We start from the raw sequence: 12076 nt of genomic DNA on the forward strand, positions 1-12076 counted from the left end.
GCCACGCAGCCGTTAATTGCGGCCTGTGTTTCGTTCTGCCTCCAGCTTTGTTTTTGCGCTCGGCTCTGCCGCCTTGTCGTCAGCGTTTTCCGCTGAACCTGTGTCGTTTCGCAATGACGTGATGGCGGCCATTTCGAAGGCGGGCTGCAATCTGGGCACCTGCCATGGCAATGCGACGGGCAAAGGCGGCTTCAAGCTCTCGCTGCGCGGTCAGGATGCCGATTTCGACTTCAAGGCGCTCGCCCGCGATGCCTCGGGGCGCCGTGTGAATGCCTTTGCCGCCGAAAAAAGCCTCCTGCTGGCCAAAGGTACGAATCAACTCGCCCACGAAGGCGGCAAGCGCATCGACCCGAAAGGATGGGAATACGCCGTGCTGCGCGATTGGATCGCCACCGGCATGCCGCGTGATGATTCAACCGCGCCGAAGGTCATGAAACTCGCCGTGACGCCCACTGAAGCCGTTTTGGACGAACCGGCGAGCACGGTGCAAATCCAAGTGCAGGCCACCTTTGCCGACGGCACGCAGCGCGATGTCACCGAACGCGCCATTTTCGAGCCACTGCAAAACGGCCTCGTCGAAGTGAGCAAGAGCGGCCTCGTGAAGCGTCTGCAATTTGGCGAGCCTTCGATCTTGGTGCGCTTCCTGAATCAATCCGTGCCCGTTCGGCTCACGTTTGTGAAGGCGAATCCCGCCTTCGCCTGGAGCCAGCCACGCCGCAACAGCAAGATCGACACGCATGTCTTCAACAAGCTCAAAACCCTGCGCATGAACCCCAGCGCCGTGTGCGGCGACGATGTTTTCATCCGCCGTGCCTGGCTTGATCTCTGCGGCATGATCCCGCCCGCCGATGTCGCTCGCGCCTTCGCCGCTGACAAGTCGCCGGACAAACGCGCTCGTTTGATCGACCAACTGCTCGTGCGGCCCGAGTTCGCCGACTTTTGGGCGCTGAAGTGGGCCGATGTGCTCAAGGTCGAAAGCCGTACGCTCGACAAGACCGGCATGCAGGCCTTCCACGACTGGATTCGCGACGCTATCGTGCAAAACCGGCCTGTGAACGAGCTCGTGCGCGACATGATCGCCTCACGCGGCAGCACCTACCACGAGCCTGCGTCGAACTTCTACCGCGCCAACCGCACGCCCGAGGCCCGCGCTGTCGCCGCCGCGCAGGTCTTCCTTGGAACGCGTTTGCAATGCGCCCAGTGCCACAACCATCCCTTCGACCGATGGACGCAGGACGACTACTACAACTGGTCCGCCGTCTTCGCCCGCGTGGACTATAAGATCCTCGGCGAAAACAAACGCCGCGATAAAAACGACAAGCACGAGTTCAACGGCGAGCAGGTCGTGTTCTTGAACGCCAAGCTCAGCGTCGAAAACCCGCGCACCGGCGAGACCGCGAAGGCCAAGTTCCTCGGGGGCGATCTCGCCAAGCCTGCGGAGAAGGAAGACGAGCTGCAAGCCGCCGCGAACTGGCTCACCAGCGCCGAGCATCCGCTCTTCGCCAAATCGCAGGTGAACCGCATCTGGTATCACCTCATGGGCCGCGGCCTCGTCGATCCCGTCGATGACATGCGCCTCACCAATCCTGCCAGCCATCCCAAACTGCTCGAAGAACTCGCGCAGGACTTCATCCGCAGCGGCTTCGACCTGCGCCATGTGATTCGCAGCATCATGCTGAGCAAAACCTACCAGCTTGAGGCCGCGCCGAATGACACCAACGCTGCCGACACAATCAACTACTCCCACCGCATCCCGCGCCGCCTCAGCGCCGAGCAATTGATCGACTCCCTGCACACCGCATTGCGCGTGAATCCCAACTTTGAAGGTTGGACTCCCGGCACCCGCGCCAGCCAGATGCCCGGCCCCATGAACGGCCGTGGCAGCCCCAATCCGATGTCTCCCGAAGCCTTCCTGGTGCAGTTCGGTCGTCCCAAACGCGAACTCACCTGCGAATGCGAACGCGGCGGCGACACCTCGCTCGGCCAGATCTTCCAGTTCATCGGCGGCCCCACCATCACCCGCGTCATCACCGACAAATACAACCGTCTCGGCTCCCTCGCGAAACAGCCCGACAACGGCGATGCGGTGCGTGATTTGTATTGGGCACTGCTCACCCGCGCTCCCACCCCTGACGAGGCAAAGGTGATGGAAGCCTTGCTCGCCAGCGCGAAAGACCGCCGCCTCGCCCTGGAGGACATCGCGTGGAGTTTAGTGAACGCGAAGGAGTTTTTGCTTTGTCGTTAGTAGTTCAGGCTTCAGCCCGTTCTGATAGGCTCTCACCGGCTAAAGCCCGAACTACGCACCATGAAACCAGCCATCCTCCTCGCCTTCTTTGTCAGCGCCTCGCTGTTCGCTCAAACCGCCGCGCCCAAGGCTCCGGTGAAACCCAAAGGCCCAAGCGTTCCCGCCGATGCGCAATGGCACGACGTGACGACCTGGGGTGTCGAAGGCCGTGGCTGGGGAGATCAGGAGCGGAAGCGCTGGTTTGACCGTTTCCCGGCGAAGGCGGAGAAGACGGTGACGCCCGCCGTCTGGGGGCTTAGTCGTGACAGCGCGGGCATGATGGTGCGCTTCAAGACGGACGCGAAGGCGATCTACTGCCGCTACGATCTCGCCAAGGCCAATCTGGCTCTGCCTGCGATGCCAGCGACGGGGGTGAGCGGTCTTGATTTGTATGCGCGTGATGACCAAGGCCAGTGGCGCTGGGTGGCTTGCCCGAAACCGGCGGCGCAGCATGTGGAGGCCGTTTTGATCAGCGATCTGGCTCCGGGCGAGCACGAATTCGCCGCCTACCTGCCGCTCTACAATGGCATCGAAAAACTGGAGATCGGCGTGCCAAAGGACGCGAAGTTTGAAGGCCAGGCTCCGCGCGAGAAGCCGATCGTTTTCTACGGCACTTCCATCACGCACGGCGCGAATGCATCGCGTCCTGGTATGGTGCACACGGCCATCTTGGGCCGTCGGTTGGATCGTCCCGTCATCAACATCGGCTTCTCCGGCAACGGTCGCATGGATGCCGCCGTGGGTGATCTGATCAACGAGCTCGATGCCTCTGCCATTGTCATCGACTGCCTGCCGAACATGCAACCGGCGGACGTCACGGCCAAATGCGTGCCGCTGGTGAAGCAACTGCGCTCCAAGCATGCCAAGACGCCGATCGTCCTTGTCGAGGATCGTCGCTTCACGAACTCCTGGATCACTCCGGCGAAGGCGAAGTTCCATGACGACAATCACGCCGCATTGAAAGCCGCTTACGAGCAGCTCAAGGCTGAAAAAGTGGCCAATCTCCACTACATCAGCGGAGACGCGCTCTACGGCACCGACGCCGAAGGCGCGAATGATGCATCCCACGCCACCGACCTTGGCTTCATGCGTCAGGCGGATGTGTTTGAGCCGGTGCTGCGTGAGGCGCTGAAGTAGGGATTCGAGTTCAGAGAAAAAACGACTTTCAGGGAAGTTTCCGTTTTCTGCGGAAAGCCACGCCTTCAAGCTTGAGTCTTCCGACCAACGTTCCATCAACGTCTTTGGATTGCACCTGTAGTGAGGCTTGGACACCAAGAATGCTGTTGTTGAGAATGCCTATGATCTCGGATCCGGAGGCATCTTTGTCATAAGGTGGTGTCAGGTCGGTGAATCGCACCTCAACGACATCTGCATAGTTTCTTTTGTTGTAGTTTCCGACAAACGCGATTTCAAAAAGCACTCTGTTGGGTGCGAGGATTTCAACAACCTGGCCTTTGATTCGGTCCATTCGGAAATTTGCTTCAAAGTTGGTTCACGTTTACTGCCCAATTTTGTACAGCGCCTTGTCTGTGCGAAGGAACAGGGCGCTGCCGTCGGCGATGGGGCTGGCCATGAGGGAGCCGTCGAGGGTGTTTTGGGAGAGAATTTTGAATTCCTTGGTGGCGGCGATGACGGTGACGACACCTTCACGGCTGCTGAAGTAAAGTTTGCCGTCGGCGAGGATCGGCGAAGCGCTGAATTTGCCGCCGATGCGTTCGCGATAGAAAGCTTCGCCGGTTTTCACGTCCACACAGCTCACGATGCCGCCGTCATCGACGTAGAAGAGCAGGCCGTCGTGCAATACGGGCGAGCACATCTTGGGAGCGTTCTTGTTGTTCCGCCAGGCGACCTCGGGCGTCTTCACACCGGCGTGTTTGAGCGCGATGACGGCTGATTTGCCAAAAGCGGTGCTGAAGTAGATCTGCTGATCATCGGCGACGGGTACGGTGGACATCGAGAAGCCGAGCTCGCCATAATGGATCTTCCACAGCTCTTTGCCGGTGTGCGGATCGTAGCCGTAGATGTTGTTGGCGGCGGAGCTGATGACTTGCGGCTGGCCGTTGATCGTGACGATGAGCGGCGTGCCATAGGCTTTGCGCTGCTGCGGACGCGGGTCCATTTCGCCACTGCGGGGCGTCTTCCACGCGAGCTTGCCGGTGTTCTTGTCGAAGGCGGCGATGAACTGCTGATCGCTGCCATCGAAGTGGGCGATCAAGCGATCCCCATGCAGCACGGCGGTGGAGCCGGGGCCGTTTTCGTGCATGACATGCAACTCTTCGTTCTTCCAGAGCACCTTCAGTGACTTCGTGTCGAGCGCCACGGTGCCAAACGAGCCGAAATGCGCGTAAAGACGGCCTTCTTCGAGCACGGGCGTGGGCGAGGCATAGCTGTTGAGCTGATGCGCCCACTGGGGGTCTTTGACGTTCAGCAGTTCGATGTCGTGGAGGATCTTGCCACTGTTTCGGTCCACGCAAACGGCTCGAAGGCTCACGGAGGAGAGGACGACGAGCGGTTGGTCGCCGGTGTTCGATTCGAGGCGGCGTTTTGCTTCATCGGGCGTGGCGACATTTTCAATCGGGGTGGTGAGCCAGATCTGATCGCCCCACATCACGGGGGTGGAGTGGCCTCGGCCCGGAAGCGGCGTCTTCCATGCGACGTTGCTCATCTCACTCCAGGTTTCAGGTAGGCCGGAGGCATTGGCCTGGCCTTGGGCTGAAGGGCCGCGCCATTCGGGCCAGTTGCCAGCGTAGGAGACGGAGGTCAGAACAAGAAGCGGAAGGAGAATGCGGTGGATCATGAGCGAGAAAAAACGTGACAAGCGGCGGCGAACTGTCTTTCACTGCGAATCATCATGCGCACGCTGTTTTTTCATCTGTTTGTGGCCGCCACGCTTCACGCGCAGACACCCGCGCTTGAACAACTCATCGAGGTGCGCTCCGGCACGCTGCCGATCATCCTCACGGTGCCGCACGGCGGTACGCTGAAGCCTGAGAACGTGCTGGCACGTCGCTACGGCGTCACGGGCATGGATGCTAACACCGCGCCGCTGTCCGAGATGATCATTGAGGAGCTGGAGTCACTCTACGGTGGCAAACCGCATGCGATTTTTGCCCGCTTGCACCGCTCACGGCTCGATCCCAACCGTGACATCAAAGAAGCCGCGCAGGGAGAGCCGACGGCGGAGGCGGCGTGGCATCGCTTTCATGAGAGTGCCCATAAAGCCTGTGAAACAGTCATGAAGAAGCACGGCTACGGCCTGCTGCTGGACATCCACGGTCACCGCCACATCGACCAGCGCGTGGAGCTGGGTTATTTGATCAAGGGCGAGCAACTCAAGGCCACCGACACCGAAATGAATGCGGATGCGGTGCTGATCGCCAGCACGAGCATCCGCGATCTGGACAAGCGTTCACCGCAGAGTTTTGCTGAGCTGGTGCGCGGCCCGCAGAGCCTCGGCGGCTTGCTGGAGTTTCGTGGTTTTCGCTGCCTGCCAAGCCCGACTAAGTCATTTCCTGGCGTTCTGGCAGGATACTTCAGCGGGGCCTACGACATCACCGCGCATGGTTCGCGCGACGGTGGCACGGTGAGCGCGATTCAGGTGGAATGCCCATGGAACAACGTGCGCGACCGCCCGGAGAACCAGCGCCGCTTTGCCAAGGCGCTGGCAGAATCACTCGGCGTGTATTTTGAGGCGCATTTCGGGCAGAAGCTGAAGTGACCGCTGCAGCTCACAAGCCGCATTTTGACCGCCGGGCCGGTTGACGCTCCGCCGCCCAGCGCGTAGCCATCGCGCCCATGAGCACCGCACGCACGCAGGGTATTTCTTTGGTGACCGCCACGGCGGTGGTGGTGGCGAACATGATTGGCACGGGTGTGTTTACCTCGCTGGGCTTTCAAGTGGGCGATCTGCCTTCCGGCTTCACCATTCTGATGCTCTGGCTGGTCGGCGGTGTGTGTGCGTTCTGCGGCGCGGTGTGCTACGGCGAGTTGGCGGCGGCGCTGCCACGCTCCGGCGGCGAGTATCATTTCCTCTCGCGCATTTTTCATCCGGTGGTCGGCTTTCTCTCTGGCTGGCTGTCAGTCACCGTGGGCTTTGCCGCTCCGATCGCACTGGCGGCGATGGCCTTTGGGAAGTACTTCTCCACCATCTTTCCACAAGCGCCGGCGACGACATGGTCGCTCGTGATGGTATGGGCCATCACGCTGGTGCATGTGGGCGGCATCCAAGTGGCCGCGAAGTTTCAAAATACGGCGACGTGGCTCAAGGTGACGCTGATTTGCGTGTTCATCGGCGCGGGTTATTGGCTGGCGACGGGGCAGGTGGTGCGGTTCACACCTGCGGCGGATGATTTGAAGCTCATCGCCAGCAGGCCTTTCGCGGTGAGCCTCGTTTATGTGATGTACTCCTACGCGGGATGGAATGCGGCCACCTACATCGTCGGCGAGATCCGCAATCCGCAGCGCAATGTCCCGAAGGCCATCGCGCTCGGAACGCTGCTCGTCACCGTGCTCTATCTGGCGCTGAACGCGACTTTCCTCAATGCCGCTCCGATGAGCGAATTGGCCGGGAAACTGGACGTGGGCCACGTCGCGGCGGAGCACATCTTTGGCATCACCGGTGGCAAGATCATGTCCGCGCTCATCTGCCTGGGCCTCGCCTCCAGCATCAGCGCTATGACGTGGCTGGGGCCGCGTGTGCTGAACACCATGGGCGAGGACATGAAAATCCTCGCGCCGCTGGCAGCGTGCGATGAGCGCGGCGTGCCTGTCACCGGATTGTTTGTGCAGCTTGCCATTGTCATCACTCTACTTCTCACGGCCAGCTTCAACACGGTGCTCACCGCGGTGCAGTTCAGCATCCAGCTCGGCTCGTTTGCCACGGTGGTGGGTCTCATCGTGCTGCGCATCAAGCAGCCTGACCTGCCGCGACCCTACCGCTGCTGGGGCTATCCGATCACCCCGCTGCTGTTCCTCGGCATCAGCCTGTGGATGATGGCATTCCTCATGCTGGACACAGTGACGCGGGAAGCCTCGCTTTATGGTCTGGGCCTGATTTTGCTCGGCTGGATCATTTACCTCATCTCGCCGCGTACTCCACGCACTGCATGAAAAACACCGCTGCTCTCCTGCTTCTTCTGGCCCAAACCGCGCTTTCGCAGACGCCTACACCGAATGATCAGGCACGGTTCCTCGCCGGCCTGCCGCAGGAAGGCTCACCGCTGGCGAAACTGGCCGCGCGGGGCGAGTTCAACTCGCACGCGAAGGAACTCGACGCCGCCTGGGCCGATGCCGAGGAGCGCCAGCTCCGACCGATCCGAGAATGGTCGCCACTCGGCCTGCCAGAAGCAGTGAGCGACACCTCGCCGCTGCTATACGTCTTCAGCGGGCCTGATTTCCTGCATGCGCACACGTTCTTCCCGAAAGCTTCCACCTATGTGCTGGCCGCCGTCGAACCCGTCGGCCTGCCGCCAGATGTGACGAAGCTCAGCGAAGGCGAGCTTGGTGCGTCGCTGCGCAACTTGCGCAACACCTTGAACGCCTCGCTCAGCTTCAGCTTCTTCATCACCGCCGACATGAAGAAGGACCTCCAGGCCACCAAGCTCACCGGCACGCTGCCCGTGCTCTACGTCTTCCTCGCCCGCTGCGGCTGCCACATCCAAAACGTCGAAAACGTGTGGCTCGATGCCGAGGGCAAGGTGCTCACCGACAAGGAAACCAAGACGCCTGGCGCGCGCATCACCTTCCTCGGTGCCAAAGGCCAGCATCAAACGCTTTATTACTTTGCCACGAACATCGCGAGCTGGGCGCTCAAACAGGACGGCTCGTTCCTGCGCTTCTGCGACACGCTCGGCGCGACCAACGGCTTCACGAAGTCAGCCTCGTATCTCATGCACATGTCGGAGTTCAGCACCATCCGCGACTACCTCCTCAACCACTGCCGCACCATCATCCAGGACGACTCCGGCATCCCTTGGCGTGATTTCCCACGCGACCGCTGGGACGTGCAGGCCTTCGGCTGGTATCCGGGGCCGATTGACCTGTTCAAGCAGCACTTCCAATCCGATCTCGCCGAATACTATCGCAACAACGAAGTCCCCATGATCCCCTTCGGCATCGGCTACCAGTGGCGGCCCAAGCAGAGCACGCTGATCTACGGCGTGTCGAAGACGGTCATCCGAAAAGCGATTCCGGTGGTGGAGGATGGGACTCCTTCGCGCTGAGGAAAATCCGCCCACGCTCATCAATCTGGCGGACGGAAAAGAGTGTTTACAGTCAGAAATGAACGCGTTAAAACCGCCGCAGTGTGACTCAGGCGCAGATTCAACTCATCCTCCGGCTGATGCGCCGCCATCCCAGGGCCGCGCTGCTCATCTTCATCGTGTTCGTGGTCGTCGTAGGGCTGGAGTGCTACTACGCCACCTCGCCGCCTCACCGGATCGCCTCTCTCATCAATCCGGCAAAACTTGCCACACTCGGAGAGCGTGCGGCCAATCCGCGCGTGCAAAAGTACGTCGCGATTTTGGAGGAGGCGCAGCGCTCAGGCAAAGACCCTGCCGTCGTCGCTTCCGAGGCGGTGGCCATCGCGGGCCTGCGTGGCGAACTGGCCATACTGACCAGCGAGGCCATGCTGCGCAATCGGGTCATCGCGGAGCGCCTGGGATGTCTGAACGTCGCAGGAATTGAGGAAATGCGTCAGGGACGGGCACCTACCGTGACCAAAGGTCCGTATCGAGGCGACCCATTGAGCGTCGATCACATCATTCCACTCTCCGTCATGCCCGAGTTCGACAAGGTCATCGCCAATCTTGAGCTCATGCCACTGCGGGTGAACATGAAAAAGAGAGCCGGCATGGGCGAGCGGCAGCAGGACTTGCTGAAAAAGCTGCGTGCGGCGGGCTTGTGAGGCAGTCGGAGGTCGCAATGCATCGGGCCTGTTTTATGGGGTGTTCGCAAACAACAACCGCAGCATCTGCGCGTCATTCGGCTTCGAGTCCTTCGCCAGTCGCACGATGACGAGTTTCTGCGAGGGCACGAGGTAAAGGCGCTGGCCGTAGGAGCCGATGCAGGCGATGAGATCGGCGGGGGCGGAGCGGCAGAGGCAGGCATTGCCCCAGGATTGCGCGTGCCATTTTTTGTCGAGTGTGTCCTCCACATCGACTTCGCGAGCGGATTTGGATGTGGCGGCGTGGTTGTTCCAGAAGCCGAAGCCGAAGGCGCGGTTGGTGTCACTGGTTGTGAGCGCGGATCGAGTGTCCTCGTGCTTCAGCAGCCAGGAGCCGAGTTCGGACCACTGCCGGGCGGTTTGCATGAAACCAGCGGCGAGCAGCGGCACGCCTTTTGCATCGGCAAGGTAACGCTGCGGGCCGAGATCGAGCGAGCCGAGCACCTTGCGTTCCAGATAGCGGGTGGGCGTCTGCTCTTTCTCCCGCAGCTTTCGTTTGAGCAGCTCGTGATACACCTGGAGTGACGCAGGGCCGTAAATGAACGATTTGCCGGTGGTCCCGACGAGTGGGGCCTTCAAAGCGGCGGCGGTGCGGTCTTTGAAGTCGTTCTGATGCAGGCCGAACAGCGGCTCCAGGCCGCTGGTGAAGTCGAGAAGCTGCCTGATGGTGATCTTGCTGCGGCGTTGGTCACTTTGCCATTCGGTGATCGTGTCAGCCACATGGTCGTCCAGCTTGAAAAGTCCCTCTTTCTCCGCCGCGAAGGACGTGAGGCACCAGAAGGCCTTCGTGCCGCTGTAGATGCGATGCGGCTCGTTTTTGGTGTGTCCGTTGGTGTAGGACTCGTGGAGCGTTTTGCCGTTCTGCCGGATCAGCAGCGCATGACCGCCGTGAGCGTTTGAATAGGCTGCCAGCGCCTGAATGCGCTCCGGGAGCGGCGCATCGAGAGCCAAAGCTGCCGCTGTCATGAAAAGGAATGCCGATGCACGAACCATGCGAGCCACCATAGGCCGCGATGTGCCGGTGGACAATCCGCCTTTGCATCCCATCATCCGCCGCATGCGCATCCTGCTTCTCGAAGACCAGTCCAAGCTGCTTTCCTTTGCCAAAAAGGGGCTGGAGGAGCAGGGCATCCAGGTGGACGCCGTCAGCGATGGCGACGAGGCCTGGGAAATGGCGACGACCGTGCCTTACGACGCGCTGGTGCTCGACATCATGGTGCCGGGCCGCGACGGCCTAAGCCTGCTGCGCGGATTGCGGGAAAAGCGCAACAGCGTGCCGGTCATCCTGCTCACCGCCCGCTCCACGCTGCCGGAAAAAATCGAGGGTCTGAACCTCGGCGCGGATGATTACATGACGAAGCCGTTCTTCGTGGAGGAACTGGCCGCGCGTCTGCGCACCGTCGTGCGCCGCAAAGCGGGCGACTCCAGCCACCTGCTGCGCGTGGACGATCTCAGCATGAACCTCATCGAGCGCAAAGTCAGCCGTGATGGCGAGGACATCGAGCTGAGCGCCCGCGAGTTTGAGCTGCTGGAGCACCTGATGCGCAGCCCTGGCCGCGTGTTTGGCCGCATGCAGATCTATGAGCACGTCTGGGGCTACAACATGGACCCCGAGACGAACCTCGTGGAGGTGTACATCCAGCGCCTGCGCTCGAAGATCGACAAGGATCACGACAAGAAGCTCATCCGCACCGTGCGCGGAGTGGGTTATGCGCTGGGCGGGGCTTGAGCGAGCTGACAACTTCGCGAGAAGCCCTCACCATGACTTGCGCTTGCCTCAAAGCTGAACGTCACCTGCTCACGCTCCTGCCAGAGCACAGTCATTGAGAGTCAACTCAGGCACTTTCCAGTGATTCTCCCTGGTGGTTCATCATATCAAGAATCACTCGCCTTCGGCGAAGTAGTCCGAATCGATGCGCTTCACCTCATAGACTTGAGCGACCGAGACGCCGACGTTGTGGGCGATCATGAGTTCGGCCAGTTCGTCGCCGTCGATGAGGACAATCTTGCTGTTGCTGACGCTCTTGGCGAATTCAACGGACTCTTTGGTAAAGGTGGAGGTCGTGATGAAGATGCTTTTGGTGGCTTTGTTGCCAGCGAGAGCCCCGGCGAACTGCTGCATATCTGTTTAACCGACGGTGAACTCAAGATTCTTCACCAAGTAGTTTTCCACTGGAAACGCGTAGAAATGGCCGTCGATCTCGACGTAGATCTTGCCGTTTCCGATACCACGAATCTTGCCCTCATGATTGACAGGGCTGCCAAACACCGGACGGGATGGCGGCCAGAAGTATTTGGCGCCCCATTTGCCTCCTGCGGCCTGCTCGAAAAGAATGTATCGCTTCGTGGACCAACATAGGTCATCGAACACCAGAAGGCTGTTGCTCGCAGGATTGTAGATGAAGCGGTTCGATGTTATTTCGTCGCCCACAGCACTTGAGATGCTAAACAAGCTTTCTGCTTCGGCCCGCTGCTTTCCATTCACGAAGATGTGGTAACGTGACTTGGTTCGCATGGGGCCAAATTCTTCGCCGTTCACCCGAATCAATCCACCGAGCTGAAGTTTCAGCACCAAATTCTCACCGAACTGCATGGAACGAAAGTTCCTGCCTGGGCCAGTTGCCTCTTGAATCTCAGGAACCTCGCTTTCCTCACAACGATACCGATGATGAGTGCTGGCAAAGTCGGCCTTGCGCTTTTCTTCTTCTGTCCGCTGATTTTGCAAACGCTGGTTCATCTGATCGAGTGTTTCGATCGAAGAATTTGTCGACTGGGTCTCACTTGAAGTACTCTTGGACTGGCAAGATACCAACAAGAGCATCAATACATGCGTGAATGGGCGCAGCATG

12 protein-coding genes are annotated in these 12076 nt (G+C 60.2%); 7 read left to right on the forward strand and 5 right to left on the reverse strand.

All coding sequences use genetic code 11. The annotated features are described in order from the left end of the window. Positions 1–25 precede the first annotated feature (25 nt). On the forward strand, positions 26–2245 hold the full coding sequence (locus ACILSI_RS16770) for a DUF1549 domain-containing protein (protein ID WP_395723050.1): 2220 nt from the start codon (positions 26–28) through the stop codon (positions 2243–2245). A 60-nt stretch (positions 2246–2305) separates the two neighbouring features. Then, positions 2306–3421 (forward strand): SGNH/GDSL hydrolase family protein, encoded by a 1116-nt coding sequence (locus ACILSI_RS16775; protein ID WP_395723051.1) that lies wholly within the window; start codon positions 2306–2308, stop codon positions 3419–3421. Positions 3422–3449: 28 nt separating this feature from the next. Here the strand turns inward: ACILSI_RS16775 and ACILSI_RS16780 are convergent, their stop codons facing one another. Then, positions 3450–3752: a hypothetical protein gene (locus tag ACILSI_RS16780; RefSeq protein ID WP_395723052.1), complete on the reverse strand. Its 303-nt coding sequence runs from the start codon at positions 3750–3752 to the stop codon at positions 3450–3452. A 30-nt stretch (positions 3753–3782) separates the two neighbouring features. Further along, positions 3783–5102, reverse strand: coding sequence for a PQQ-binding-like beta-propeller repeat protein (locus ACILSI_RS16785; RefSeq protein ID WP_395723053.1), 1320 nt, complete (start codon positions 5100–5102; stop codon positions 3783–3785). A 33-nt stretch (positions 5103–5135) separates the two neighbouring features. Here ACILSI_RS16785 and ACILSI_RS16790 point away from each other — a divergent pair, with 33 nt between their 5' ends. The 4 genes from ACILSI_RS16790 (at position 5136) to ACILSI_RS16805 (ending at position 9188) form a co-directional block, all read left to right on the forward strand. Then, the gene (locus ACILSI_RS16790) at positions 5136–6002 is read left to right on the forward strand and encodes a hypothetical protein (RefSeq protein WP_395723054.1); all 867 of its coding nucleotides are present in this window, start codon (positions 5136–5138) and stop codon (positions 6000–6002) included. A gap of 77 nt (positions 6003–6079) precedes the next feature. After that, entirely contained in the window at positions 6080–7393 is a 1314-nt protein-coding gene (locus tag ACILSI_RS16795) for an APC family permease (protein WP_395723055.1), read from the forward strand. After that, a complete protein-coding gene (locus tag ACILSI_RS16800; protein ID WP_395723056.1) occupies positions 7390–8505 on the forward strand; it encodes a hypothetical protein in 1116 nt (371 codons plus the stop codon). The genes ACILSI_RS16795 and ACILSI_RS16800 overlap by 4 nt, the downstream gene beginning before the upstream one ends. 119 nt (positions 8506–8624) lie before the next feature. Next, entirely contained in the window at positions 8625–9188 is a 564-nt protein-coding gene (locus ACILSI_RS16805; protein ID WP_395723057.1) for a hypothetical protein, read from the forward strand. Positions 9189–9221: 33 nt separating this feature from the next. On the opposite strand, the gene ACILSI_RS16810 is transcribed toward ACILSI_RS16805, so the two are convergent. Then, on the reverse strand, positions 9222–10193 hold the full coding sequence (locus tag ACILSI_RS16810; RefSeq protein ID WP_395723058.1) for a serine hydrolase domain-containing protein: 972 nt from the start codon (positions 10191–10193) through the stop codon (positions 9222–9224). Between the two features lie 25 nt (positions 10194–10218). On the opposite strand from ACILSI_RS16810, the gene ACILSI_RS16815 reads away from it, so the two are divergent. Beyond that, on the forward strand, positions 10219–10956 hold the full coding sequence (locus ACILSI_RS16815; RefSeq protein ID WP_395723059.1) for a response regulator transcription factor: 738 nt from the start codon (positions 10219–10221) through the stop codon (positions 10954–10956). A 153-nt stretch (positions 10957–11109) separates the two neighbouring features. On the opposite strand, the gene ACILSI_RS16820 is transcribed toward ACILSI_RS16815, so the two are convergent. Both ACILSI_RS16820 and ACILSI_RS16825 read right to left on the reverse strand, forming a co-directional pair. Further along, positions 11110–11349: a restriction endonuclease gene (locus ACILSI_RS16820; protein WP_395723060.1), complete on the reverse strand. Its 240-nt coding sequence runs from the start codon at positions 11347–11349 to the stop codon at positions 11110–11112. A 6-nt stretch (positions 11350–11355) separates the two neighbouring features. Continuing rightward, positions 11356–12075 (reverse strand): hypothetical protein, encoded by a 720-nt coding sequence (locus ACILSI_RS16825; RefSeq protein ID WP_395723061.1) that lies wholly within the window; start codon positions 12073–12075, stop codon positions 11356–11358. Position 12076 lies beyond the last annotated feature (1 nt).

This window comes from Prosthecobacter sp., from assembly GCF_044232965.1.
In the GTDB taxonomy this organism is placed as follows: Bacteria; Verrucomicrobiota; Verrucomicrobiia; order Verrucomicrobiales; family Verrucomicrobiaceae; genus Prosthecobacter.